Origin of the sequence: Ferrovibrio sp., from assembly GCF_036381655.1 — a bacterium.
GTDB lineage: Bacteria > Pseudomonadota > Alphaproteobacteria > Ferrovibrionales > Ferrovibrionaceae > Ferrovibrio.
Map to the genome: position 1 here is coordinate 84,105 of NZ_DASVCJ010000040.1, position 25,266 is coordinate 109,370.

Annotated in this window: 28 protein-coding genes; 22 read left to right on the forward strand and 6 right to left on the reverse strand. The window is 66.9% G+C overall.

Features of this window, described 5'->3' with window-relative positions:
* The first annotated feature begins 48 nt into the window (after window positions 1-48).
* From VF194_RS08300 to VF194_RS08310, 3 genes are read left to right on the forward strand one after another with little or no spacing between them, the layout of a single operon-like run.
* Window positions 49-630 carry a PAS domain-containing protein gene (locus tag VF194_RS08300; protein WP_330889899.1) on the forward strand — a complete coding sequence of 194 codons (582 nt, stop codon included), beginning with the start codon at window positions 49-51 and terminating at the stop codon, window positions 628-630.
* A 30-nt stretch (window positions 631-660) separates the two neighbouring features.
* On the forward strand, window positions 661-1,278 hold the full coding sequence (locus VF194_RS08305) for a PAS domain-containing protein (RefSeq protein ID WP_330889901.1): 618 nt from the start codon (window positions 661-663) through the stop codon (window positions 1,276-1,278).
* 40 nt (window positions 1,279-1,318) lie between these two features.
* Entirely contained in the window at window positions 1,319-2,134 is an 816-nt protein-coding gene (locus VF194_RS08310) for a response regulator transcription factor (protein ID WP_330889903.1), read from the forward strand.
* A gap of 21 nt (window positions 2,135-2,155) precedes the next feature.
* Here the strand turns inward: VF194_RS08310 and VF194_RS08315 are convergent, their stop codons facing one another.
* Window positions 2,156-2,365, reverse strand: coding sequence for a hypothetical protein (locus VF194_RS08315; RefSeq protein ID WP_330889905.1), 210 nt, complete (start codon window positions 2,363-2,365; stop codon window positions 2,156-2,158).
* A gap of 241 nt (window positions 2,366-2,606) precedes the next feature.
* Here VF194_RS08315 and gcvA point away from each other — a divergent pair, with 241 nt between their 5' ends.
* The 5 genes from gcvA to VF194_RS08340 all read left to right on the forward strand — a co-directional run bounded on the left by gcvA (window position 2,607) and on the right by VF194_RS08340 (window position 7,579).
* A complete protein-coding gene (gene gcvA / locus VF194_RS08320; RefSeq protein ID WP_330889907.1) occupies window positions 2,607-3,587 on the forward strand; it encodes a transcriptional regulator GcvA in 981 nt (326 codons plus the stop codon).
* A 140-nt stretch (window positions 3,588-3,727) separates the two neighbouring features.
* The gene (locus tag VF194_RS08325; protein ID WP_414656082.1) at window positions 3,728-4,753 is read left to right on the forward strand and encodes a sulfate ABC transporter substrate-binding protein; all 1,026 of its coding nucleotides are present in this window, start codon (window positions 3,728-3,730) and stop codon (window positions 4,751-4,753) included.
* A 19-nt stretch (window positions 4,754-4,772) separates the two neighbouring features.
* Window positions 4,773-5,627: a sulfate ABC transporter permease subunit CysT gene (gene cysT / locus VF194_RS08330; RefSeq protein WP_330889909.1), complete on the forward strand. Its 855-nt coding sequence runs from the start codon at window positions 4,773-4,775 to the stop codon at window positions 5,625-5,627.
* 2 nt (window positions 5,628-5,629) lie between these two features.
* Window positions 5,630-6,517 carry a sulfate ABC transporter permease subunit CysW gene (gene cysW, locus VF194_RS08335; RefSeq protein ID WP_330889911.1) on the forward strand — a complete coding sequence of 296 codons (888 nt, stop codon included), beginning with the start codon at window positions 5,630-5,632 and terminating at the stop codon, window positions 6,515-6,517.
* A gap of 18 nt (window positions 6,518-6,535) precedes the next feature.
* Complete coding sequence (locus VF194_RS08340; protein ID WP_330889913.1) at window positions 6,536-7,579, forward strand: sulfate ABC transporter ATP-binding protein; 1,044 nt, start codon at window positions 6,536-6,538, stop codon at window positions 7,577-7,579.
* A gap of 45 nt (window positions 7,580-7,624) precedes the next feature.
* On the opposite strand, the gene VF194_RS08345 is transcribed toward VF194_RS08340, so the two are convergent.
* Window positions 7,625-8,161 (reverse strand): MarR family transcriptional regulator, encoded by a 537-nt coding sequence (locus VF194_RS08345; RefSeq protein ID WP_330889915.1) that lies wholly within the window; start codon window positions 8,159-8,161, stop codon window positions 7,625-7,627.
* Window positions 8,162-8,457: 296 nt separating this feature from the next.
* On the opposite strand from VF194_RS08345, the gene VF194_RS08350 reads away from it, so the two are divergent.
* From VF194_RS08350 to VF194_RS08370, 5 genes are all read left to right on the forward strand, one after another.
* Complete coding sequence (locus VF194_RS08350; protein ID WP_330889917.1) at window positions 8,458-9,489, forward strand: FAD-binding oxidoreductase; 1,032 nt, start codon at window positions 8,458-8,460, stop codon at window positions 9,487-9,489.
* Window positions 9,486-10,406 (forward strand): SDR family oxidoreductase, encoded by a 921-nt coding sequence (locus VF194_RS08355; protein WP_330889919.1) that lies wholly within the window; start codon window positions 9,486-9,488, stop codon window positions 10,404-10,406. Before VF194_RS08350 ends, VF194_RS08355 begins: the two co-directional genes overlap by 4 nt.
* A gap of 16 nt (window positions 10,407-10,422) precedes the next feature.
* The gene (locus VF194_RS08360; protein ID WP_330889920.1) at window positions 10,423-11,136 is read left to right on the forward strand and encodes a Phenylacetic acid catabolic protein; all 714 of its coding nucleotides are present in this window, start codon (window positions 10,423-10,425) and stop codon (window positions 11,134-11,136) included.
* 124 nt (window positions 11,137-11,260) lie between these two features.
* Window positions 11,261-12,331 carry a gentisate 1,2-dioxygenase gene (gene gtdA / locus VF194_RS08365; protein ID WP_330889922.1) on the forward strand — a complete coding sequence of 357 codons (1,071 nt, stop codon included), beginning with the start codon at window positions 11,261-11,263 and terminating at the stop codon, window positions 12,329-12,331.
* Window positions 12,332-12,399: 68 nt separating this feature from the next.
* Window positions 12,400-13,101, forward strand: coding sequence for a hypothetical protein (locus VF194_RS08370; RefSeq protein ID WP_330889924.1), 702 nt, complete (start codon window positions 12,400-12,402; stop codon window positions 13,099-13,101).
* A gap of 28 nt (window positions 13,102-13,129) precedes the next feature.
* Here VF194_RS08370 and VF194_RS08375 read toward each other — a convergent pair whose 3' ends face one another.
* On the reverse strand, window positions 13,130-13,375 hold the full coding sequence (locus VF194_RS08375) for a hypothetical protein (protein WP_330889926.1): 246 nt from the start codon (window positions 13,373-13,375) through the stop codon (window positions 13,130-13,132).
* 88 nt (window positions 13,376-13,463) lie between these two features.
* Here VF194_RS08375 and VF194_RS08380 point away from each other — a divergent pair, with 88 nt between their 5' ends.
* The 5 genes from VF194_RS08380 (at window position 13,464) to VF194_RS08400 (ending at window position 18,027) form a co-directional block, all read left to right on the forward strand.
* A complete protein-coding gene (locus tag VF194_RS08380; protein WP_330889928.1) occupies window positions 13,464-13,835 on the forward strand; it encodes a nuclear transport factor 2 family protein in 372 nt (123 codons plus the stop codon).
* Window positions 13,836-13,898: 63 nt separating this feature from the next.
* Window positions 13,899-15,005 (forward strand): hypothetical protein, encoded by a 1,107-nt coding sequence (locus tag VF194_RS08385; protein WP_330889930.1) that lies wholly within the window; start codon window positions 13,899-13,901, stop codon window positions 15,003-15,005.
* Between the two features lies 1 nt (window position 15,006).
* A complete protein-coding gene (locus VF194_RS08390) occupies window positions 15,007-15,951 on the forward strand; it encodes a class I SAM-dependent methyltransferase (protein ID WP_330889932.1) in 945 nt (314 codons plus the stop codon).
* Window positions 15,952-16,012: 61 nt separating this feature from the next.
* Complete coding sequence (locus VF194_RS08395) at window positions 16,013-17,140, forward strand: cytochrome P450 (RefSeq protein WP_330889934.1); 1,128 nt, start codon at window positions 16,013-16,015, stop codon at window positions 17,138-17,140.
* Between the two features lie 35 nt (window positions 17,141-17,175).
* Window positions 17,176-18,027, forward strand: coding sequence for an isocitrate lyase/phosphoenolpyruvate mutase family protein (locus tag VF194_RS08400; protein ID WP_330889936.1), 852 nt, complete (start codon window positions 17,176-17,178; stop codon window positions 18,025-18,027).
* 19 nt (window positions 18,028-18,046) lie between these two features.
* Here the strand turns inward: VF194_RS08400 and VF194_RS08405 are convergent, their stop codons facing one another.
* Entirely contained in the window at window positions 18,047-18,544 is a 498-nt protein-coding gene (locus tag VF194_RS08405; protein WP_330889938.1) for a GFA family protein, read from the reverse strand.
* A 94-nt stretch (window positions 18,545-18,638) separates the two neighbouring features.
* On the opposite strand from VF194_RS08405, the gene xth reads away from it, so the two are divergent.
* From xth to VF194_RS08420, 3 genes are all read left to right on the forward strand, one after another.
* Window positions 18,639-19,466, forward strand: a complete 828-nt coding sequence (gene xth / locus VF194_RS08410) for an exodeoxyribonuclease III (protein ID WP_330889940.1) — start codon at window positions 18,639-18,641, stop codon at window positions 19,464-19,466.
* A 176-nt stretch (window positions 19,467-19,642) separates the two neighbouring features.
* Window positions 19,643-21,085, forward strand: a complete 1,443-nt coding sequence (locus tag VF194_RS08415; protein ID WP_330889942.1) for a CoA-binding protein — start codon at window positions 19,643-19,645, stop codon at window positions 21,083-21,085.
* A gap of 63 nt (window positions 21,086-21,148) precedes the next feature.
* Window positions 21,149-21,739 carry a PA14 domain-containing protein gene (locus VF194_RS08420; protein ID WP_330889944.1) on the forward strand — a complete coding sequence of 197 codons (591 nt, stop codon included), beginning with the start codon at window positions 21,149-21,151 and terminating at the stop codon, window positions 21,737-21,739.
* Between the two features lie 108 nt (window positions 21,740-21,847).
* Here the strand turns inward: VF194_RS08420 and VF194_RS08425 are convergent, their stop codons facing one another.
* Together VF194_RS08425 and msrB are read right to left on the reverse strand one after the other, a co-directional pair.
* A complete protein-coding gene (locus VF194_RS08425; RefSeq protein ID WP_414656085.1) occupies window positions 21,848-23,134 on the reverse strand; it encodes an ammonium transporter in 1,287 nt (428 codons plus the stop codon).
* A 362-nt stretch (window positions 23,135-23,496) separates the two neighbouring features.
* Complete coding sequence (gene msrB, locus VF194_RS08430; RefSeq protein ID WP_330889946.1) at window positions 23,497-23,901, reverse strand: peptide-methionine (R)-S-oxide reductase MsrB; 405 nt, start codon at window positions 23,899-23,901, stop codon at window positions 23,497-23,499.
* 159 nt (window positions 23,902-24,060) lie between these two features.
* On the opposite strand from msrB, the gene VF194_RS08435 reads away from it, so the two are divergent.
* Window positions 24,061-25,254, forward strand: a complete 1,194-nt coding sequence (locus tag VF194_RS08435) for a hypothetical protein (protein ID WP_330889948.1) — start codon at window positions 24,061-24,063, stop codon at window positions 25,252-25,254.
* Window positions 25,255-25,266 lie beyond the last annotated feature (12 nt).

Below are 25,266 nucleotides of genomic sequence, written 5' to 3' on the forward strand. Positions count from 1 at the left end.
CCAAATCATAAGCTCTTTTTTACGCCGGCCTCCGCTATCATAGCGGGTATGAGCTTTGTGGCCACTTTACCGGCTCCGCTGACGGCGGACAGCCGCCGCTTTTTTGCCGCCTGGCATAGCTGGCGGCACGGCAACCTGCTGCCCGAGCGGCGCGATCTCGACACCAAGTCGCTCGGCGACCTGCTGCCGCGCTGCCTGTTTCTGGAAATCCGCGGCCGCGAGAACATCTATATCTGGTTCGCCGGCAGCAAGGTGCGGGAGATGCTCGGCACCGAGCTGTCCGGGCGCAACTATCTCGATCTGACCACGCCGGAGAACCGCCAGCGCCGCGCCGCGCTGCTGTTCGCCGAAGCCGCCCAGCCCTGCGCCGCGGTGATCTATTACTGGCTGCGCGACGGCGGCCATGGCGTGATGCCGGTCGAACTGGTATCGGCGCCGATGCTGGCCGACGATGCCATGCAGGCCAGCCTGATCCTCGCCTGCGCCACGCCGCTGATGCAGGCCGAGCAGGCGATCGTCGCGGCGCCGCAATCCTATGCCGAAGGAGAGGGCCTGCGCTTCATCGATATCGGCGCCGGCACGCCGCCGCTGACCGGCAGCCTGCTGCTGCCGTCGCAGCAGGTGCAGTAGCGCGGCATGGCGAAAAGCGGCATTGAACCCATGAGCCTGTTGCGGCCGCTTCCTCTCCTGCCGGCGGCTCTCGCGCCGGCTATGCCGGCTGCCGGGACTGCGCCGGCTGCACCGGGCGGCTTCACGGCCGAGAGCGAGAAATTCCTCGCCGCCTGGCATGGCTGGCGCGGCCCGGCCCCGCATACGGCATTGCTGCCGCGGCGCGCGCAGGTGGATCTGGTCTCGATCTGCCGCCTGATGCCGCAGCTTGCGGTGCTGGAAGTGCGTGGTCCCGACAAGGCCGTGTTCCGCCTGGCGGGCACCGAGATCGAAAGCCAGTTCGGCGCGCCGCTCACCGGCTGCAACGCCGTCAAGCTCGCACCGCCGGAACAGCAGCTCCAGCGCGGCAGGCGGCTGTGGCAGATGGTGCAGCAGCCCTGCGCCGCCGTGCTGCGCCTGACCGTCGAGCATCTGTCCGGCCGGCATGACGATGTCGAGATCGCCGCCGCGCCGGTTCTGCCCGACGAGGCGGGCGCGCCGGTGCAGGTTTTCGCCGTCCTCAGCCGTCTGCCGCGGCAGCGCTGGGGCGAAAGCGACCCGATCACGCGCAATATGACCAGGAATCTGCGTTTTCTCGATATCGGCGCCGGCCTGCCTGCCAAAATCTGATCCCGCCGCTTTGATCGATACGTCGCCCAGTTGTAACTGCTTGGCGACTTACGGGTTTTTCGCTAGCTTAAGGGCGAGTGAAACGCGGCCGCTTCGGCCCAGAGAAGGGGGAGACGACGCTCTGGCTTCTATCCGACAGCCTTCGGCGCAGCGCTGCATACTTCTGATAGAAGATTCCCAGCCGGTTCGCGCCGCCCTCCGCGCCGCCCTCGAAGCGGCGGAATATGCGGTGCGCGAGGCGATCGGCGGCAAGGACGGCGTCGAGCAGGTTGGCGGCGCCGATTTGATTCTCCTCGATCTCGGCCTGCCGGACATCACCGGCTTCGATGTTCTCGAACAGCTTCGTGACGGACCGCATGCCGCCAAGCCGGTGATCATCCTGTCCGGCCGCGACGAAGTGGACGCGAAAATCCGCGCGCTCGATCTGGGCGCCGACGATTACGTCACCAAGCCCTTCGATCCCGGCGAATTGCTGGCGCGGGTGCGGGCGGCCTTCCGCCGCATGGAGGAGAATGCCAGCGCCAGCGCAGCCGGCATCGTCAAGGTCGGCCCGTTCGAGATCGACGTCACCACCGGCGACACCCGGCGCGAAGACCGGCCGGTGCGGCTGTCGCCGATGGAGGCGCGGTTCGTCAAGCTGCTGGCGCAGCGCAGCGGCCAGCCGGTCGGCACGCGGCAACTGACCGAAACGCTCTGGGGCTTCGACAATGCCGAGCAGCGCCAGGCGCTGCGCGTGCTGGCCCGCAAGGTCCGCTGCAAGCTGGAAAAAGATCCGGACGAGCCGCGTTTCCTGCTGACCGAACCAAGGCTCGGCTATCGCCTGGTCGATCCGGAATTCTCCGCCGCCGGGCACTGACCCGCTATCTGCCACGCCGCTTCAGACCGGCCCGTCGCCGTTCAGAAACATCGGATCGATCTCGCAGGACGTCCAGGCCGGCGGCGCGTCCTTTCTCGGGCCCGCGGCGGCAAGATTGTCATTCGCCGCCGCCATGATGCGCAAAAGGCTATGCAGCACATACGCCGCAGTGGCGGCATCGCCGGGACCGGAGGAAGCGCAGATCCTTTGCAGGTCGATCGTCATCGGCATGCTCGTCTCTCCTCCTCGCTGTCAGCTTGCTGACCGGGCATTGCAAGGGTCGCATCGATGATGGCCGCGGCGCTGCGAATGTCGATTGAATGCGGTTTGCCGCCGCGGCAAATGATTTTGCGCCGCCGGACAGCCTTGCACGTCCCTGCACTGTGATTTGAAAAGTAATGCAGATGTCACGGGGGTTTTGCTAAAATCCTTGCCGGAATCACGGATCGGGCCAGCACGGATCGGGACAGCGATGCGTCCGCACCAGGCAGTGAAATTCGCGCCCGATGGCGCGCCGTCGGGGCCGCGCGGCAAGCGCCGGCTGCCGCCCTTGGTGGCGTTGCGCACCTTCGAAGTGGTGGCCCGGCATCTCAGCCTGATCCGCGCCGCCGACGAGCTTTGCGTCACGCCGGCCGCCGTCAGCCACCAGATCCGCACCCTGGAGGCGCATCTGGGCCTGCAGCTTTTCCAGCGTTCGGGGCGCAACATCACGCTTACCGAAGCCGGCCAGGCCTGCCTGCCCGGCATCCGCGGCGGCTTCGAGATGTTCGCCGACGCCATCGCCCAACTGGAAACCTTGAGCGAAGGCGGCGTGCTGACGGTCAGCGTCGCGCCATCCTTCGCGGTCAAATGGCTGGTGCCGCGGCTGGGCCGCTTCCAGCAGAGCCATCCCAATATCGACGTGCGGGTGGCGGCGTCGAACCAGCTTGCCAATTTCGTCAGCGACAATGTCGATATCGCGATCCGCTACGGCAAAGGCCATTACGCGGATGTCGCCGTCGAGCGGCTGCTGCCGGAGACGGTGTTTCCGGTCTGCAGCCCGATGCTGCTCGAACGGCACCGGCTCAAGACGCCGAAGGATCTTGCCGCCGTCACCCTGCTGCATGACGACAGCCCGGACGACGACCATTCCTGCCCGAGCTGGCAGGCATGGCTGCAGGCGGCGGGCGTCGAGGCGGCCGAGGTCAATCGCGGCCTGCGGTTCACCCAGTCGAGCCTCGTGCTGGACGCGGCCATTCACGGCAAGGGCGTGGCGCTCGCCAAGGCCGTTCTGGCGCAGGCCGATATCGCGGCCGGCCGGCTGGTGCGGCTGTTCCGCAAGGAGACGCCGCTGGATTACGGCTATTTCATCGTCGCGCCGCCGCGCAAGCTGAGCCTGCCCAAGGTGGCCGCCTTCGCGGCCTGGCTGCGCGCCGAGGCCATGCCGGCCCGCGCGGCCGACAAGACGGCCTGACATATCAAAAGCTTGCCGCAAAGGGCGGAAATTTTGCCCGCAATCCAGCTTGCCGGAGCGGCAAATTCCTTTCAATTGTCCCCATCGGCCCGGTTATCCAGACTTGTCCTGGCGATGCCCATCCCTGCCAAGAGGCCGACATGCTGAGACAGACATTCCGCCCGACCCGGCGCCAAATGCTGGCCGCCGCCGCCCTGGCGGCTTCTGCATGCGCCGGACCGGCCGAGGCCGCCGGCAAGCAGTTGCTCAACGTCTCCTATGATCCGACGCGGGAATTGTATCAGGACTACAATGCCGCCTTCGAAAAATTCTGGGCGGCGCAGACGGGCAAAAAGGCGACGATCCGGCAGAGCCATGGCGGCTCGGGCAAGCAGGCGCGCTCGGTGATCGACGGCCTGGCCGCCGACGTGGTTACGCTGGCGCTGGCCTACGACATCGATGCCATCGCCGGGCGCGGCCTGATCGCCGCCGACTGGCAGAAGCGCCTGCCGGACAATTCCGCGCCCTATACCTCGACCATCGTCTTCCTGGTGCGCAAGGGCAATCCGAAAGGCATCAAGGACTGGCCGGACCTGATCAAGCCGGATGTGCAGGTGATCACGCCGAATCCGAAAACCTCGGGCGGCGCGCGCTGGAACTATCTGGCCGCCTGGGGCTATGCCGAGCGCAAAGCCGGCGGCGCGGCCGAGGCGCGCAAATTCGTCCAGCAGCTCTACAAAAATGTGCCGGTGCTCGACACCGGCGCGCGCGGCGCCACCATCACCTTCGTGCAGCGCGGCATCGGCGACGTCTTCCTGAGCTGGGAGAACGAGGCCTTTCTCGCCATCAACGAACTGGGCAAGGACAAGTTCGAGATCGTCGTGCCCAGCGTGTCGATCCTGGCCGAGCCGCCGGTCGCGGTGGTCGACAAGGTGGTCGACCGCCACAAAACCCGCGCACTCGCCGAGGCCTATGTGAAGCACCTCTACAGCAAGGAGGGCCAGGAGATCGCGGCCAGGCACTATTACCGCCCGCGCGATCCGGAGATCGCCGCGAAATACGCCGGGACCTTCCCGCAGGTGAAACTGTTCACGGTCGACGAGCAGTTCGGCGGCTGGGCCGGCGCGCAGAAAACGCATTTCGCCGATGGCGGAATCTTCGATCAGATCTACAAGCCCTCCAATTGACGAAAGGGCGCCGCGCGACGTGACGCAACCGATTTCCCGCATTCCCTTCAAGCCATTGCCCAGCGTGATCCCCGGCTACGGGATGATGCTGGGCCTGGCCGTTTTCTGGCTCAGCCTTGTGGTGCTGGTGCCGCTTTCGGCGCTGTTCCTGAAATCCGCCACGCTGGGCTGGGCGGCCTTCTGGGCGGCGATCAGCGGACCGCGCGTGCTCTATGCCCTGCGGCTCAGCTTCAGCACCGCCTTCGCCGCCGCCGCGTTCAACGCCGTCTTCGGCCTTCTGGTGGCCTGGGTCCTGGTGCGCTACCGCTTCCCCGGCCGGCGCATCGTCGATGCGATGATCGACATCCCCTTCGCCCTGCCGACGGCGATCGCCGGCATCGCCCTGACCACGCTGTGGTCCGATACCGGCTGGCTCGGCGGCCTGCTGGCGCCGCTCGGCATCAAGGTGGCGTTCACGCCGCTCGGCATCGTCGTCGCGCTGGTTTTCATCGGCCTACCCTTCGTGGTGCGCACCGTGCAGCCCGTGCTGGACGATTTCGACCGCGAATTGGAGGATGCCGCCGAAAGCCTCGGCGCCGGGCCGTGGCAGATTTTCCAAAGGGTCATCTGGCCCAGCATCATGCCGGCGGCGCTGACCGGCTTTGCGCTGGCCTGCGCGCGCGGGCTGGGCGAATACGGCTCGGTGATCTTCATCGCCGGCAACCTGCCGCTGAAATCCGAGATTGCGCCGCTGCTGATCGTCATCAAGCTGGAAGAATTTTCCTATGCCGAGGCGACGGCGATCGCGGTGACCATGCTGATCGTTTCCTTCCTGCTGCTCTTGCTGATCAACAGCCTGCAGCGCTGGGCGGAACGGCGCGAAAGGCGCAGATAGCCATGACGGCGACACCGGATGCGATCACGGCGCGGCGCGTGCTGCTCAAGCCCGGGCGGTGGCTCGGCCGCGGCGCGCTGATCGTGGCGGCGCTGGCATTTTTGGGCATCTTCATCGCACTGCCGCTGCTGCTGGTTTTCCTGCAGGCCTTCGCGCAGGGCTGGAACGCCTATATCGCCGCGCTTGGCGAGCCGGATGCGGTGGCGGCGATCGAGCTGACCCTGCTGGTCGCCGCCATCACCGTGCCGCTCAACATGGCGTTCGGCCTGATCGCTTCCTGGGCGATCACCAAATTCGAGTTCCGCGGCAAGAGCTTCCTGGTCACGCTGATCGATCTGCCTTTCTCGGTTTCGCCGGTGATTTCCGGCCTGATCTATGTGCTGGTCTTCGGGCTGCAGGGGTGGTTCGGCGCATGGCTGGAGCAGCACGACCTGCAGGTGATCTTCGCCGTGCCGGGCATCGTGCTGGCCACCATGTTCGTCACCTTCCCCTTCGTCGCCCGCGAACTGATTCCGATCATGCAGGAACAGGGCAATCTGGAGGAGGAGGCGGCCTTCACGCTGAACGCGTCCGGCTGGCAGACCTTCTGGCGCGTTACCTTGCCCAACGTGAAATGGGCGCTGCTTTATGGCGTGCTGCTGTGCAACGCGCGCGCCATGGGCGAGTTCGGCGCCGTCTCGGTGGTTTCGGGCCATATCCGCGGCTACACCAACACCATGCCGCTGCATGTCGAAATCCTCTACAACGAATACAATTTCGTCGCCGCCTTCGCCGTCGCCTCGCTGCTGGCGCTGCTCGCCATCGTCACCCTGATCCTGAAGACCCTGCTGGAATGGCGCCTGGCCCGCGAGCGCAAGCCCGCCCTGGCCGCCGCGTCCTCCGCCGCCTGAACGAACGGACCGAAACAGATGCGTATCGATGTCATTGGCGTTTCCCGTCAGTTCGGCGAATTCGAAGCGTTGCGCAAGGTCGATCTGACCGTGCAGTCGGGCGAGCTGGTGGCGCTGCTCGGTCCGTCCGGCTCGGGCAAGACCACGCTGCTGCGCGTGATCGCCGGGCTCGACTGGCCCGATAGCGGCGACATCAAGTTCGACGGCCGCAGCGCCGGCGGCCGGCCCGTCGGCGAACGCCAGGTCGGCTTCGTCTTCCAGCATTACGCGCTGTTCCGGCACATGACCGTGTTCGAGAATGTCGCCTTCGGCCTGCGCGTGCGGCCGCGAGCGCAGCGTCCGACGGAGCAGGACATCCGCGACAGGGTCGGCGAGCTGCTGAAGCTGGTGCAGATCGACTGGCTGGCCAACCGCATGCCGGCGCAGCTATCCGGCGGCCAGCGCCAGCGCGTCGCCCTCGCCCGGGCCCTGGCCATCGAACCGTCCGTGCTGCTGCTGGACGAGCCCTTCGGCGCGCTGGACGCCAAGGTGCGCAAGGAGCTGCGCCGCTGGCTGCGCCGCCTGCACGAGCAGCTCGGCATGACCTCGGTCTTCGTCACGCATGACCAGGAGGAGGCGCTGGAACTGGCCGACCGCGTCGTGGTGATGAACAAGGGAAGGATCGAGCAGATCGACACGCCGGCGCGGCTTTACGATCATCCGGCCACGCCCTTCGTCTCCAGCTTCCTCGGCGACAGCAACGCGCTGGATTGCCATGTGGCGGCGGGCTCGGTGCTGCTGCCGGGCCTGGACACCTCGGCGCTGGAGCGCGTCGACCTGCCGAATGGGCCGGCCCGGCTTTACGTGCGGCCGCATGACATCGCCATCGGCGCCGCTGCCGGCGGCGAGGCGACGGTCCGTTTCGTTTCCACCGTGGGCGCCTTCGTCCGCATCGAGGCCGAACTGCCCGATGGCCGCGTCGTCGAACTGACCCGCACCCGCGAGGAGCAGAGCGAGGATCCGCTGGCGCTCGGCGCGCGGGTCAGTCTGCGGCTCTACCGCGCCCAGGTTTTCGCCAGCTAGACGCGTTCGCAAGCTGGCCGGCCTTCGCCGAAGCGGCGCGGCGGCTTACTGCGCCGCCGCCCGCATCACCTTGGCCAGCAGGGCCAGCAGCATGGCGCGTTCCTCGGCGCTCAATCCGTCGGTGATCTTTTCCTCGTGGCGCTCGATCAGCCCGAGCGCTTTCCTGTAGATGCGCTGACCTTCGCCGGTGAGATTGAGCGCATGCGCGCGGCGGTCATGCGGCACGCTGCGCCGTTCGACCAGACCGCGTTTTTCCAGCTTGTCCACTGCCGCGACGATGGTGGAGCGGTCCACCCCCAGGGCGCCGCCCAATTCGATCTGCTTCAGGCCCGGATTGGCGGCGATGATCGCCAGCACGCCGAACTGGCCGGGCGTCATGCCGGCGGGGCTCAGCTTGGCGGTGACATTGGCCAGGAAATCGCCGAACACCGCCTCCTGCGTGCGCCGCAGGGTATAGCCCAGCAGCCCCGGCAGCACGCCGAGCGCCGCCGCGCCGTTCCTGCGGTTGGCCTTTGCCGGGCTGCTTTCCGCGCCTGCGGCAGCCGTCGGCGCGGGGCGGTTCTTCTTCACGGAAATGTTCACATCTGCCACTTGGAAACCCGTTTCACGACCCCATATGGATGGCGTGCGACGGCATTCTTCCGCCGTCGCCGCTGCCGGGAGATCCCCCCCTTCCGGCATGCTAATGGCGCAGACATATTTGCGCATAACGCCCGGTTCGCCCCCCGACCGGGCGTTTTTTCTTTCTATAATCCTGTCTAGCCGATCCTGCCGGGATCGGCAATTGAACTGATTGTTTGTCATGCAAACAATTTGACATCCCCCGGTTCGCGGCCTAGTATCGGAATGGCCCGAGAGACGTAGGAGGAAGCGTTCCCGTGCCCCATCAGGTCATCGTCCGCCAATTGCCCGAGCCGATCACCGTCGAGGACGGCGACACCATCCTCTCGGCGGCGCAATTCGCCGGCTTCGACTATCCCTGCGGCTGCCAGTCGGGCAATTGCGGCGCCTGCAAGTCGATGCTGATCCGCGGCGAGGTCGAGCTGATCCCCTATTCGGAATTCGCGCTGTCCGACGAAGAGCGCGCCGCCGGGCTGATCCTGGCCTGCCGCGCCACGCTGCTGTCGGATTGCGAGGTGGCCTGGCTGGAGGAGGGCGAGATCGCCGCGCATCCGCAGCGCAAGCTGAGCTGCAGCGTGGCGAGCGTCGAGCCCGTCACCCACGATATCCGCCGCATCCGGCTGACCATCGACAGCGGCGGGCCGTTCGATTTCTCCGCCGGGCAATATGCCGCCGTCACCTTTCCCGGCCAGCCGGTGCGCGACTATTCGATGGCGAGCCAGCCGGGCGAGAAGGAGCTGGAATTCCATATCCGCCTGGTGCCCGGCGGCAAGGTCAGCCCCTATGTGCTCGACCGCCTGCAGCCCGGCGACAAGGTCGCCGTCGAGGGCCCGCGCGGCATCTCGTTCTTGCGCGAAAACCACAGCGGCCCGATTCTCGCCCTGGCCGGTGGCTCGGGGCTGGCGCCGATCAAGTCGATCGTCGAGCGCGCGCTCAAGCTCGGCATGAAACAGCCGATCCATCTCTATTTCGGCGTGCGCGACGAGCGCGACCTGTATCTGGAAGAGCATTTCCGCGCGCTGGAGAAACAGCACGCCAATTTCACCTTCACGCCGGTTCTCTCGCAGCCGAGCGGGCCGACCGAGCGGCGCACCGGCTTCCTCGCCGAAGCCGTGAAAGCCGACCATCCCGCGCTGGACGGCGCCAAGGCCTATCTCTGCGGCCCGCCGGTGATGGTCGAAACCTGCATGACGGCGTTGAGCGCGGCCGGATTGCCGCGCGAGCATTGCCATGCCGACGCCTTCTATACCGAGGCCGACAAGATCGCACTGAACAAAGGTGCCGCATGAGTGAGGAGCTTAAAGACCGCGTGGCCCTGGTCAGCGGCGGCGGCCGCGGCATCGGCCTGGCCATCGCCAGGGACCTGATGGCGCGCGGCGCCAAGGTGGTGATCGCCGATAACGGCACCGGCATCGACGGCATGGGCGCCGATCCCACGGTGGCCGCCAACGCCGCCGCCGAAATCGGCGCGGTGGCGTTTCCGCAGAGCATCGCCAGCCCCGGCGCGGCGCGGCAGGCGGTGCAGCTTGCCATCGACAGCTTCGGCGCCATCGACATCGTGGTCAACAACGCGGCGATTCTGCGCGACGCCTTCATCTTCAAAAGCGAGCCGGAGAATTTCGAGGCCGTGCTGCGCACCAACCTTTTCGCGGCCTTCTATCTCGCCGCCGCCGCGACGCCGGCGATGCGCGAACAGCAGAAGGCGGGGCGGACTTTCGGTCGCATCGTCAATATCGTTTCCTCCGCCGGCCTGTATGGCAATTTCGGCCAGGCCGCCTATGCCTCGGCCAAGGCCGGCCTGGTCGGCCTGACCCGCGTCGTCGCCATGGACATGGCGCGCGCGGGCGTGACCTGCAATGCCGTGGCGCCCTTCGCCGCCACCCGCGTGACCGACAGCATCAAGCCGGCCAACGAGGCGCAGGCCGCCTACAAGGAGCGCGCGCTGAAGATCGCGCCGCATCACGTCGCCACCCTGGTGAGCTGGCTCGCGTCGGATCATGCGGCCAAGATCACCGGGCAGCTTTTCGGCGTGCGCGGCCGCGAGATTTTCCTGTTCAACCAGCCGCGGCCGGCGGCGCGCACCGCCCGGCTCGACCGGGACTGGGATTTCGCCGCGCTGAGCGAAGCCGCCGCGCGGGAATTCGCGCCGCATTACGCCGATCTGAAAACCGATCTCGAAGCCTTCAATACCGACCCCATCGTTTGATCTCAGGAGATGCCCGATGAGTGCCGCAGCCCCGACCGTGAAAACCACCCATGACCTCGCCGGCCAGCCCGAGGAATTCCGCAAGGCGCTGGAGAAGATCGTCATCAGCCACGCCGTCAATGAACTCTATGGCGCGCGCGTCTTCGACGAGCCGGCCATCGCGCTGGCGCCGACCCCCTACGCCAAATGGCTGACCTGCCGCGTCGCCATGGAGGAATACGGCCATCATGTCCGCTTCCGCGAGCTGGGCGAGGAGATGGGCATCCCGGCGGAGAAGATGGTGCCGGGCGGCGACAAGAAGCCGCTGTCGATCTTCGAATTCCCGCTCAAGACCTGGGCCGAGTTCTGCGTCATCAAGGCGATCGCCGATCTGGCCGAGATCCTGCAGGTCGAGGACCTTGCGCATTGCTCCTTCCTGCCGCTGCGCAACCTGGCCCGCATGACCATGCCGGAGGAGCGTTTCCACGCCCAGTTCGGCAAGGATTTCTGCGACGAACTGCTGCAGACCGAAGCCGGCCGCGCCGAGGTGCAGGATGCCATCAACCGCTACTTCTCGTATCTGCCGGCCTTCTTCGGCAAGGCCGGATCGAAGAACAACGAGATCTACCGCAAATGGGGCATCAAGCAGCGCACCAACGAGGAGATGCTGGCGGATTATCTCGGCCGCGTGAAGGAGCTGGTCGAGGGCCATTTCAAGCTCAAGCTGCCGGAACTGCCGGCGGCGGCGTAGGCTTTTCGCGCGCCGCCCCGGCACGGCCGCGGGCCCGGGCATGACGAAGCGCCCGTTATGGGGTTAAATACCGAATGGAGTTCAATACTGAAATCCTCGCGCGGCGCGAGGAAGGGAAGCCGCCATGAACCAGCAGACCGCGCCTGATCCATCCGTGCTGCAGCAGCGCAAGGCCTATTACGACAAGATCGCCACGCAGAAACTGGCGCCGCTCTGGGAAGTGCTGCATGGCCTGGTGATCAAGGAGCCGAAAAGCGCCTGCCAGCCGGCGATCTGGCGTTACGACGATATCCGCGACCACATCATGGAGGCCGGCCGGCTGATCACCGCCCGGGAGGCCGAGCGCCGCGTGCTGGTGCTGGAGAATCCCGGCATGCCCGGCCAGTCGCGCATCACCACGTCGCTCTATGCCGGGCTGCAGCTGATCATGCCGGGCGAGGTGGCGCCCTCGCATCGCCATACGCAATCCGCCCTGCGCTTCATCGTCGAGGGCAGCGGCGCCTATACCGCGGTGGACGGCGAGAAGACCATCATGGAGGAGGGCGATTTCGTCATCACGCCGTCATGGACCTGGCACGACCACGGCAACGATTCCGACAAGCCGATGGTGTGGATGGACGGCCTCGACATCCCGCTCGTGCAGGCCCTCGACTGCTCCTTCATGGAACGCTATCCGGAAGAGAGCCAGCCGCTGTCGCGCCCGGTCGGCGACGCCCTGGCGCGCTACGGCTCGGGGCTGCTGCCGGTCGATCACGAGGTGACGACGCCGACCTCGCCGGTCTTCAACTATCCCTATCGCCGCACGCGCGAGGCGCTGGAGGCCATGCGGCGCACCGACGAATGGGATCCTTGCCACGGGCTGAAGCTGCAATATGTCAATCCGGCCACCGGCCAGTCGGCGATGCCGACCATCGGCACCTTCATGCAATTGCTGCCCAAGGGCTTTGCCGGCGAACGCTACCGCTCGTCGGACGCCACCGTCTTCAGCGTGGTCGAGGGCAGCGGCTATACCATGGTGGGCGAGGGCGATGCGGCGCAGTGCTTCGACTGGGGCAAGCGCGATACCTTCGTGATCCCGAGCTGGGTGCCGCACCGCCATTACGCGCCGGAGCAGGATGCCGTGATCTTCAGCTTTTCCGACCGTCCGGTGCAGAAGGTGCTCGGCCTGTGGCGCGAAAGCCGCGGCAACCGGTGACGAAACACCGTCCCGGCATACGCCGCCGCCGATGAGGATGCCGGCCGGAACGAGAACGAGGGTGAGCCATGCCGAAGATCACCAAGATCGTCGAAGTCGCCAATGACGACGATGACGAGACGGACACCGACACCGAGATCGAAGCCGCCGATACCGATGCCGCCTATGCCGATGGCGATGTGACCGGCGAGGATGCCGGCATTGACGCGCTGGACGGCCTGCGCGCCGTCGCCCGGCTGGCGCGGCTTTGCGGCCGGATCAACTGGTTTGCCGCGGTCGGCGAGCCGCTCGAGCCGTCCGAGATCGCCGATGCCGAAGCCTATGTCGCCAATCTGGGCTTTCCCGATGTCAGCGTCGGCGCCGTGGAGGACTGGCGCGCCGCCGCCGCCGCCGCGCAGGCGCCGGAATGGCGCCAGGATTGGTGGGATGCGGAAGAGCAGATGCGCCAGGCGCTGCTGCAGGAGGCGCTGCAGATCAATCCCGAGCCCGACCTGATGGTGGCGCTGACCCATGTCTCGACCAAGGCCAGCGAGGTCGCCCATGGCCTGGCGGCCGTCTCGGCGGCGCGCGGCGGCGTGGCCGACGAGGCGCTGATCCGGGTGGCGGCGGGCGCCGCGGCCCAGGCGGCCTATCAGGCGGCCCTGGTGCTGGCCGCGCAGGCGGAGTCAATGGCGGGCGATGCCGAGCATCCTTTCGCGGTCAAGTTCCGCCTGTTCGAGGCCGGCCGCCTGCCGCTCGGCATCGTCGGCAGCACGTTCAATCTCTTCTAGGCGGCCCTTTCAGGCGGCAACGCGGATTCTAGCGCGGAGAATTGCCGTCTTCGTTTCTTTCGCGGCGGCGGCCGTAGAGAAAGACGCCGACCACCAGTCCGCCGACGATCAGGCTGAAGCCGATGCCGAGGATCATCGGCACGGTGGCGGCGGGATCGAAGGGCACCCCCATATCGTGCCAGAAGCCGAGCGACATCACGGCCGCCGCGATCAGCGCCGCCACCAGGGCGATGGTGAGCACGGTGGCAAAGATCTTGTCGGTCCGGGTGATCATGGCAAACCTCCGTTCTTAACTTGGAGCAACGCTGCCCTATAATCCAGAACACCGCCTGCGCTAATCCGTCGCAGGGCGAGGGGAAACCATGCCTAGCCGCGACACCATAGAGGCCTTCATCGCCGCCGTCGAATCCAACGACCATGTCGGCGCCATCCGCGATTTCTATACCGAGGATGCCAGCATGCAGGAGAACCTGACCGAACCGCCACGTCAGGGTCGGCAGGCATTGATGGAGCACGAGGCCGCCGTGCTGCAGCGCGTCGCCGCCGTGCGCAGCCGCTGCATCCGGCCCTATTTGGTCGAGGGCGATACGGTGGTGATCCACTGGGTGTTCGAATTCGACCTGCCCGATGGCAAAATGCGCCGCATCGAGGAACTGGCGCATCAGACCTGGCGCGGCGAGAAAATCTGGCGCGAGCGCTTCTACTACGACCCGGCCCAGCGCGCGGCGCATTAGCGGTTGTAGAGGGCAAGGCGGGCGGGATATGGTCCTTGGGTCGCACTCCGAAGAGCCTGGCCGGTGACCTCCTACAAGCTGCCTTCGATCCTCTTCATCTCAACCGCCCTTGCCACCTTCTATGCCGCCCGACTGATCGGCCGAGGCGATCGCCGACGCCAGTTGCCGCGCCTTTTGCAGTCATTCATCCGCTCGCCGGAACTGACCGTGGTCGATAAGGTCGGTTGGGCCGAGGGCCATTGCTATGTCATCAATCTGGAGCGCGATGTGGTCGACGATCAGGTCGGGATATCGCCGCTGATGGTCTTGGAGAACGGCCGCCCGCTTCCGTTGCCGCATGCCGAGATGGTGGCTTCGGTCAAGCAGGAAGGCGGCGGCCGATATGTGCATCTCGACCGGTTCATCTACTTCTCTCCCAGCGACAACGCCGACCTGCGCAGCACGCAGCGCCGCTACGCCGTCATCGAAACCCTCACGCGCGATCTCAAAACCGTCGAAGCGCTGCTGCATCTGCAGAAGAGAGCCTCGACCTATCGCAATGTCGGGCTTTTCCAGTTTGCGAAACTGCAGACCTATCTCGGCACGCAGCTGCAGGTCGGAGAATCTGGCGCCGCGGGGGATCACGATCTGCGCCTCAAAAACGTCGAGCTTGCACTTGAAGACCTCGGCTTCGGCCGGCTTGCCGCATCTTCAGTCCGTGTTGCCTGGTCGCAACCGGCGCCATGGGGAATGCTCGATATCATCGTCGAAGACCTGACGGCGGATTGGCTGCCATCTCCCGCGCGGCTGACCCTGTCGCTGGGCTTTAAGTCGGATGCCTCGCTGCGGCTGGAGCGCTTCGCCTACGACACGACCGGGGAATTGCATGCAAAGGCGGTTCTGAACTGGCGCGAGGAGCGCCTCGCATCGGCGCAGTTGTCCGTCACGCCGCTGGATGGCCTGCGGCGGACATTGATCGAGGCCTGCGGCGGGGAAGCGGCGGCGGCCGCCTGGCTGCGGCAGATCGTCGCCGCGATCGGCTCCGGCGACCTGCCGCTTGTCGATCATGTCCCGGAGCAGACGCGGACCGCGCTGATCGCAGCCCTGTCGCCATCCGCCATGGCCGCAGGGCTCGACATCACACTTGGGCGCGAGAACGGCGCGCTGGTCATGACATGCGGACTATCCTGACATGGCGGCCATCGACCTCAGCATTGCATTGAAGAAGGCCCTCGATCCGGTTTTTGCCGCCCGGCTGATCGAGATCGTCCAGCCGCAAATCACGGCCGTCCGGGAGGATGCCCTGGTCCTGGCCGATGGCCGCAACATCCCCATCGTCAATGGCGTGCCGCGCTTCGTCGCCTCCGATCATTATGCCGCGTCTTTTTCCTTCCAGTGGACCCTCTACAGGACGACTCAGCACGATGAGGGGCACCAAACCGATTTCAGCCAAAAGGATTTCGAGCTGAAATTCGGCTTGACGCAGGCCGATGTGGCGGGCCGGCTGTTTCTCGATGCCGGCTGCGGCACCGGCCGCCTGTCGGAAATTCTCGCCGGCTGGGGCGCCTACGTCGTCAGCGTCGACCTGAGCGCATCGGTCGACGTGGCGCACGCCCATCTCGCCGGAGCGGATCGCGTCGCCGTGTTCCAGGCGGATATCGGCGCATTGCCATTCCGTCCGGAGAGTTTCGATTTCGTGATTTCGTCAGGCGTGCTGCATCACACGCCCGATACGAGGGCTTACGCCGCAAAGCTGGTGCCGCTGGTGAAGCCGGGCGGCGAATTCGCCATCTGGGTTTATTCGCCGCTGCACGCCAAGCGCAAAGAATGGATACCTCTCACGTCGCGGCTGCCGCATCCGGCCTTTCAGGCCTGGTGTAGCTGGATTGTCGATATTGCGCGGCAGAATCGCCAGAACCCGTTTCTGCGCGCCGTCAGGGAGCAGTTTCCCTTCACGGTGTATCACGAAACCGCGGCCCGGTCGGCGCTTACCCTGTTCGATGGCTACACGCCGACCTATCACGGCGTTCATAGCGAAGAGGAGGTCATCGGCTGGTTCCGCGATTTCGGATTGATCGACATCGGCACCAATGTGATCCCGACCTCGGTGCGAGGCCGCAAACCGGCCGCGGCCTGACCTCCCGATATTTCGGCCGCCGCCGAAGCATCGGCGCGGCGGCGAACGCTACAGTGGCGGCATGACAATGCCCGCCGATCCGCCGCCAGATCCCATCGCCGCCGTCACCCATCCCGATCCGTATCCCTATTACGAGCGGCTGGTGCGCGAGCGGCCGTTTCATTTCGACGCCCGCCTGAACCTGTGGGTGGCGGCGAGCGCTGCGGCCGTGGAAGCCGTGCTGACGAGCGATCTCTGCCGCGTGCGGCCGCCGGCCGAGCCGGTGCCGCGGCATCTCGGCACGGGCATGGCCGCCGCCGTCTTCGGCCGGCTGGTGCGCCAGACCGAAGGGCCCGAGCGCGACCGGCGCAAGCGCCTGCTGCAGGCGGCTCTGGCGGCCATTCCGGCCGAACAGGTCGCGGCGGCGACGCGCGAGCGGCTGCGGGCGCTGCGCGGCCTGCCGCCCGACGATCTGCTCTTCGCGTTGCCGGTGCAGGCGATGGCGCGGCTTCTCGGGCTGACGGACCGCCTGGACGAGACGGCGATGCAGCTCGCGCTTCTGGTCCGCAGCTTTCTGCCGCAGGCCGATTCCGCTGCGATGGCCGATGGCGATGCCGCGGCAAAAGCGCTCCTGGCGCGGTTGCGCGCGGCCGGCGGCCTGGCCCAGGACGGCCTGATGCGGCACCTGCGCGGCGACGACGTGATGCTGGCCAATGCGCTCGGCCTGCTGGTGCAGACGCATGATGCGACGGCGGCGCTGCTCGGCAATGCGCTGCTTGCCCTGGCGCGTCAGCCGGTCTTGCATAGGCAGCTCGCCGCCCGGCCGGACCTGCTGCCCGCCTTCGTCCAGGAGGCGATGCGCCACGATGCGCCGGTGCAGAATACGCGGCGCTTCGCTGCCGCCGACGGCACCCTCTGCGGCCAGGCGGTGCCGGCCGGCGCGGCGGTGCTGGTGCTGCTGGCGGCGGCCAATCGCGATCCCGCCGCCAATACCGAGCCGCATCGGTTTCTGATCGAGCGTCGGCAGCGCCGGCTGTTCGGCTTCGGTCATGGCAGCCATCGTTGCGCCGGGCCGGATATCGCCGCGACCATCGCCGCAACGGCGATCGCCGAGATGATCGCCACGGCGACATTTCCGGTGACGGATGTCACAGCGCTGCGCTACCGTCCGTCTTCCAATGCGCGTATCCCGATTTTCGCCCGGTCCTGAGCCGTCCATCCTGAGTCTTCAATAGGGAGGTTCGCATGAACCAGCCATCGCAGGCCGAAAAGGCCGCCCGCTTCGCAGCCCTGCATCGCGAGGGCTGCTTCCTGCTGCCCAATGCCTGGGACCTGCCCAGCGCCGCGCTGATCGCCGAGGCCGGCTTTGCCGCCGTGGCGACCACCTCTTCGGGCATCGCCTTCGCCCATGGCCTGGCCGATGGCGAGAATATCGGCGCGGATCGCATGCTGGCCGTGGTTTCCGCGATCGCGCGGCGGGTGCCGCTGCCGGTGAGCGGCGACCTCGAGGCCGGCTACGGCAGCGGGCCGGAGGCGGTGGCGGCCAGCGTGCGCGCGGCGATCGGGGCCGGGCTGGTCGGCTGCAACATCGAGGACAGCGATCCGAAAACGCGCAAGCTGTTCGATCTCGATCTCGCGGTGGCGCGGATCAAGGCGGGCGTCGCGGCGGCGGAACAGGCCGGCCTGCCCGATTTCGTGCTCAATGCCCGCACCGATCCGGTGCTGTTCAATGTCGGCGGGCCCGAAGCGGCCTTCGACGAGGCGGCGCGGCGGGCGAAGGCCTATCACGCCGCCGGCGCCAGGTCGGTCTTCGTGCCGGGCCTGTTCGACGCCGACGGTATCCGGCGCATGGCGGCGGCCGTGGCGCCGGCGCCGCTGAACGTGATGGTCTCGACCGGCCGGCCGATGCCGTCGCTGGAGGAATTGCGCCGCGCCGGCTTGCGCCGCCTGACCCTGGGCGGCAGCCTGATGCTGGCGACCTACGGCTATACCAGGCGCCTGCTGCAGGATCTGGCCAAGCCCGATGCCGGCTTCGGCTTCGCCGCCGAGGGCATCACGCATGTCGACATGACCAAGCTGACGCAGAAATACGCCTAGCGGCGGCCGGGGCGGTGCCCTAGTCCACCCACATGCCGTGCTTTCTGTGCCAGTCGGCGATCGACAGCCGCGGATAGAGGTCGTAGCTCTCGTCCGTCTTGCCGATGCGCGGCACCACCCAGCCCGGCTTGTAGCGCAGCATCAGATGCACCCGGGACGGCGGCACCGGCAGCTCGGTGTCGATGGCCGAGGCGAAGGGATGCACGAGGTCCGGCCAGGTCGGATCGTAGAGCCACAGCGCGCTTGCGCATTTTTTGCAGAAATTGCGCTCGCCGCTGCTGGTTTCGCAATTGCCGCCATCGTCGTCGCAGATTTCCGCGCGGTAGACGCCGAGCGCCTTCCGGCCCCTGACCTTCAGGCTGCCGGCGATGCCGGACAGATTGATGGCATATCCGCCGCCGCCGGCGGTCTTGCGGCAGATCGAGCAGTAGCAGAGCTGATAGGGCGCCGGACAATGGCTGTCGACGCTGAATTTGACCGCGCCGCAGCGGCAGGAGCCTTCGAGACGCATCGGCATGACACCTCCTCGGCTGATCGTGAACGCGACTTCGCCGGACAAGATTAGACCGGCTGCGCTTCCCCTCCAAAGGGCAATCCGCTAAAACTCCGCCATGCCGAAGAAAGCCGCCGCGCCGAAGGGCGCCATCACCATCGCCACCTGGAACATCAACTCGGTGCGCGCCCGCCTCGACCTGATGCATGGCTTCCTCAGCGAGTACGGCCCGGACGTGCTCTGCCTGCAGGAGACCAAGGTGCGCGACGATCAGTTCCCGCACGAAGTCTTCGAGCAGCAGGGCTATACCACGCGGCTGATCAAGGGCCAGCCGGGCTATAACGGCGTCGCCATCTTCGCCAAGCATCAGATCGAGTTGTCGGAAACCCGCATGCTGTGCGGCCGCGACGATTGCCGCCATATCGCCGCCCGGCTGCCCGACGGCACCGTGCTGCACAACTATTATGTGCCGGCCGGCGGCGACGTGCCGGATGCGGCGAAGAACGACAAATTCGCCCACAAGCTCGACGTGCTGCGCGAGATGACCGCCTGGTCGATGGAGCTGAAGAAGAAGGGCGGGCGCGAGATCCTGGTCGGCGATCTCAACATCGCGCCGCTGGAGACCGATGTCTGGTCGCACAAGCAGCTGCTCGACGTGGTCAGCCATACCCCGGTCGAGACCGGGGGCATGAAGAAGATGCAGAAGGCGCGCGACTGGGTCGATGCGGTGCGCCATTTCGTGCCGGAAAGCGAAAAGCTCTATTCCTGGTGGAGCTACCGCTCGCCGAACTGGGAGGCGGCCGACAAGGGCCGCCGGCTCGACCATGTCTGGGTCAGCCCGCAATTGCAGCCGAACCTGCGCGGCGCCCGGGTGATCAAGGCGATGCGCGGCAAGGAAAAGGCCTCCGACCATGCGCCGATCATCGTCAGGCTCGAACTGGGCTAGCCTCGCAGATAGGGCCGGGTCCGGCCCGCGTTTCGCGCTCCGTATCCCGCAACGATCCGCTTTTTGCGATCCACTCTTTAACAATCGGCTCCTTCGCGTCGCCGCCGCCCGATAGTTTGCCCCTCAAACTAAGTTGCGCTATATCCTGACGGCCTGGGCTTGCGGGAGAAACGCCGATGCGCGATTTGACTCCGTTCTATTGTCCGCGCTCGATCGCCGTGGTCGGGGCCGGCGAACGCGCCACCTCGTCGGGCGGGGCGGTGCTGCAGAATCTCATCAAGGCGGGCTATACGGGCCGGCTGGTGCCGATCAATCCCAAGGGCGGCACGGCGTTCGGCCTGACGATGCAGCCGGCGCTGAAAAGCCTGGCCGAGCCGGTCGATCTCGCCGTCATCGTCATCCGGCCCGACATGATCGTCGGTGCGGTGCGCGAGGCGGCCGAGGCCGGCATCCGCAATCTGCTCATCCTGCCGGGCGGCTTCGCCGAGGCCGGCGACGAGGGCCGCGCCCGCGATGCCGAACTCAGAGAGCTTGCCGCCGCGCATGGCCTGACCATCGCCGGGCCGAACTGCGCCGGCTACATGCATCTGCGCCCGGACCTGCGGCTGGCGCCGAGCTTTTTGCGCGACCTGCCGCCGGGCGGCGGCCTCGCCCTGGTCTCGCAATCGGGCGCCCTGGCCGAGGAGGTGATCGCCGCGGCGAATCTCCAGCGGCTCGGCTTCGGCACCATCGTCTCGGTCGGCAATGCCATGCATCTCGGCCTGGAGGACCATCTGGAATATCTCGGCGCGGACGAGGGCTGCAGCGGCATCTTCCTCTATGCCGAGGGCATCGAGGACCCCGCGCGCTTCCGCACCGCCGCGCGCGAGGCCGCCAAAAAGAAGCCCATCGTGCTGCTGATCGGCGGGCGCACCGGCCAGGGCGGCAGGGCGGCGGCGGCCCATACCGGCGCCGTCCCCAACAGCGAGGCGGCGCTGGCTGCGTTCGCCGCCGAATGCTGCGCGCTGCGCGTCACCTCCCTGCGGCGCCTGCTGCTGGCGGCGAAGGGCTTCAGTTTCTATCCCGAGGGCATCGCCGCAAAGGCGCTGATCCTGAGCAATTCCGGCGGGCCGGGCGTGGTCTGCACCGACCAGGCGGTGCTCGAAGGCCTCGATCTCGTCGATCTGCCGGCGGCGATGGCCGCGCCGCTGCGCGCGGCCCTGCCGGGCGAGGCAAGCGTCGCCAATCCGATCGACCTCCTGGCCGATGCCCGCGAGGAGCGCTTCGGCCTGTGCTTCGATCTCGCCGTCCAGAAGGGCTATCCGGCCTTCAAGACCATTCTCGGCATCCATGTCGTGCCCTTCATGGTCGATGCCGCGCCGGTGGTGCAGACCATCGCCGAGCGGATGCGGCGCGACCGCCGGCCGCAGGGCCTTGCCGTCATGCATGCGATGATGGGGACCCTGCCGGACAAGGCGGCCTGGTTCGCCGCGCTGGAAGCGGCCGGCATTCCGGCCTTCAACGATGTCGAGCAGATGGCAGAATGCGCCGGCCTGCTGGCGCAATATCCGAAATTGCGCGCGCGCGCCGCCAGCGAGCCGCCGCCCAACCGTCCGCCGGCCTTCAAGGGCCGGGCGTGACGAGGCTTCGGTTGCCGCTCGCCCCGGAAGCTTGCTAGGCTGGCATCAGCCAGGGAGCGTGCGATGACGAACCGACGCCAAGCCTCTGCCGCGCTGCTCGGCGCGGCGCTGCTGATGTTTGCCGCGCCCGGCCGGGCCGCGACCATGCCGTCCGTGCAGCCGTTGCAGCCGCAGCCGGCCGCAGCGGCGATACAGCCGGGCCTGGTGCCGACCTATTACCGCAACATCACCTTCGAGCATGTCGACGACCTGGTCCGCTTCGCCGGGCGCAACAAGGGCGAGGTCGGCAAGCCGGTGGCGCCGGTCGATGGCGGCGATGGCTCGGGCGCGATCTGGGAGTCGCAGATGACGCAGCTCTGGGGCCTGCGCCTCGACGGCATGATCAGGCTGGAGCGCGGCGATTATTACTTCGCCGCCAATTCCAATGACGGCGTGCGCATCTTCCTCGGCGGGCCGATGCTGCTGGAGGATCCCGACGTGCATGGCGACCGCATGAGTTCGCCGGCCGAGGTCAAGGTCACGGTGCCGGGCTGGTATCCGCTGACGATCTGGTATTTCCAGAAAAAGAATACCGCCACCTTGCAGTTCTTCTGGCAGAAGCCCGGCGCCGCCAAATTCGAGATCGTGCCGGCGGCGGCGCTGGGGCATCTATAGGCCGGCGCCGGACGGAAGACGGCGCCGCAGCAGCGGCGAAAAGCGGAAAGAAAACAGCCCGGGCCGGCGGGTGGGTCGAGCCGGTCCGGGCTGTGACTGCACGCTCCCTTACTGCACCGTCTCGCCGTGCAGGTTCAGGTCGAGGCCATCGCGTTCGGTGGCCTCGTCGACGCGCAGACCGATGGTCCAGTCGATGACCTTGAGGATGATCAGCGAGACGACCGCGGTGAACACGATGGTGATCGCGACGCCGTAGATCTGCGTCAGCACCTGGCCGCCATTGCCGTCGATTAGGCCGAGCGGCGCATCCTTGCCGGCGATCGAGGCCCTGGCGAAGACGCCGGTCAGGATGGCGCCGACCATGCCGCCGACGCCATGCACGCCGAAGGCATCCAGGCTGTCGTCGTAGCCCAGCGCGTTCTTCACGCTGGTCGCGGCGACGTAGCAGACGATGCCGGCGACGATGCCGATGATCAGGCCGCCCATCGGATCGACGAAGCCGGAAGCGGGGGTGATGGCGACCAGGCCGGCAACCGCGCCGGAGACGATGCCCAGCACGCTCGGCTTGCCGCGGGCGAGCCACTCGGCGAACATCCAGGCCAGCGCGGCGGCCGCGGTGGCGATCTGGGTGACCGCCATGGCCATGCCGGCATTGGCGCTGGCGCCGGCGGCAGAGCCGGCATTGAAGCCGAACCAGCCGACCCAGAGCATGCCGGCGCCGATGATCGACAGCGTCAGGTTATGCGGCGCATGGCTGATCTTGCCGTAGCCCTGGCGCTTGCCGATCACCAAAGCCGCGACCAGGCCGGCGACGCCGGCATTGATATGCACAACGGTGCCGCCGGCGAAATCCAGCACGCCCATATCGCCCATCAGGCCGCCGCCCCAGACCATATGCGCGATCGGCGCATAGACGAACAGCGACCACAGGCCCATGAACCACAGCATGGCGGAGAATTTCATGCGGTCGGCGAAGGCGCCGGTGATCAGGGCAGGGGTGATGATGGCGAAGGTCATCTGGAAGGTCATGAAGACCGATTCCGGAATGGTCTTGGCCAGCTCGTTCACGCTGTCGATCGCCATGCCGGACAGGAACAGGCGGTCGAAGCCGCCGATGATCGGATTGCCCGGATAGAAGCTCAGGCTGTAGCCGACGACCATCCACAGCACGCTGATCAGGCAGGTGATGGCGAAGCTCTGCATCATGATCGCCAGCACGTTCTGCTTGCGCACCATGCCGCCGTAGAACAGCGCCAGGCCCGGGATCGTCATCATCAGCACCAGGGCGGTGGAGGTGAGCATCCAGGCGGTATCGCCGCTATCGAGTTTGGGGGCTTCGTCGGCGGCAAAGCCGGCAGCCGGCAGCAGGGCGAACATCGCGGCGAGCGCCAGCATGAGCCAGCCGGTCTGCCGCGGACCGGCCGCGGCGGCAACCGGCGCCGCGGGCTGCGAGACGGAAAAACGGTGCATGACGATTGGACCTCCTGATCATGGAAGGTCGCGCCATTCGCCGGACCCGGTCCTCCGGGCTTTCCGGAAGCCGCCCGTTCCGGTGACGGAACATCGGCCGGCCCACCCCTGGCGCATACCTCTGCCCGCAGGAGTTACAAGAAGCATGCCAGCCTTTTGCGGTGCGGCAGCGGAGGATTCCGCCCGGGAAGACCGCTTTTTTCGGATCAGTTGCGATCCGGCTGGCGAAAAATTGGGCAGGACGCGCGCAATCGCCGCTTTTTTCGGCTGCGACCGCCGCAAACCCGCTATGGCTTCGGTTCGAAATCCAGAGCCGCGCCGTTGATGCAATAGCGCAGGCCGGTCGGCTGCGGGCCGTCCGGAAAGACATGGCCGAGATGGCCCTGGCATCGGGCGCAATGCACCTCGGTGCGCAGCATGCCGTGGCTGCGGTCGGGGGTGGTGGCGACCGCCGCCTGATCGGCCGGCGCCCAGAAGCTGGGCCAGCCGCTGCCGCTTTCATATTTGGTCTCGGAGGCGAATAGCGGGGCGCCGCAGCCGGCGCAGCGATACACGCCCGGCCGCTTCTCGTAATTCAGCGCGCTGCTGCCCGGCCGCTCGGTGCCATGCCGCTTCAGCACGTATTCGGCTTCCGGCGACAGGGGCGTGGCGAGGGGCTTGGCGGCTTTGCTCCCAACATTGCTTTCGGTCATGGCATCCTCCATCGGGCATGATTTAGGCACGGAACAGTTGACAATCAATCGCAAGTACCGGGCTGCGGGAACACGCCTTGATCACATGCGCCGGCTTTCGCGCGGCCGTACACTCAAGAGGCGGCCTTTGTGGCTGTTTGACACTTGGCGGTTGCGGGCATGTCGAAGGCCATCGTCTATTTCACGCCAGATCAGACGGACAGCAATACCGGAAACCGGGCCGAGGCATTCCTGGCCGAAGGCTGCCGCCTGCTGGTGCTGGGCTTTAGGCGCGGCCGCTACAACGGCGATTTCCTGCCGTCCTGGCCGAGTATCGCGCTGGGGCGCACCCGCGACGGCCATTACATGATGCGCCTGATCGCCTGTCTCGGCGCCCTGCCGGTGCTGATCCGCAGCCTCAAGCTGCTGGCCGGGGCGGATGTGTTCTATGCCCGCAACATCGATCTGCTGCTGCTGGCGCTGCTGGCACGCGGCCTGATCGGCAAGCCGATTCCGATCGTCTACGAAATCCTCGACGTGCAGCCGGCCTTCGTCGGCAGCGGCGCGGCGGCGCGCGTCTTCCGCGCCATCGAGCGTTTCGGCCTCAGGCGCATCCGGCTGCTGGTGCTCACCTCGCCCGGCTTCCTGCATCATTATTTCCGGCCGGTGCAGGGCTATGCCGGGCCGTGGTTCCTGCTGGAAAACAAGCTGTCGCCGGCGCTCGCCAAAAGCCGCGGCGATCTGGCCCGGCCGGCGGCGGCGGCGCCGCGCCAGTATCGCAGCGGCTATCGCTGGGTGGTCGGCTATTGCGGCCTGATCCGCGGGCGGCAGACCTTCGATCTGATCGCCCGCGTCGCCGAGCGGCTCAGGGGGCAGGTATTGTTCAAGTTCCATGGCGTCTTCACCACGCTGGAGCAGCGCCATTTCGAGAAGACCCTGCAGCGCATCGACAACCTGATCTACGAAGGCCCGTTCAGGAATCCGCAGGACCTGGCCCGGCTCTATGGCGAGGTCGATTTCGCCTGGGCCATCGATCTGGAACATGCCGAGCATAATTCGCGCTGGCTGCGGCCCTGCCGCTTCTACGAGGCCGGCTATTTCGGCGTGCCCTGCCTGGCCGCATCCGGCTTCGAGACCGGCACGCTGGTCGACGAGCTGCAGGTCGGCTGGAGCTTCGCCGCGCCGTTCGAGCAGGCCCTGGTCGATTTCTTCCGCAACCTGACCGACGCGGAATACCAGGCGCGGCGCCAGCGCCTGCTGGCGCTGCCGATCGGCCGCTTCGTCATCGAGGGCGATGCCGCAAAGCTGCTGCAGATGCTGGCCGCGCCGCCGCCGGCGGCGGACATCGCGCCCGAAATCCTCGCCGCCGACTGAACGCCGTTGCCT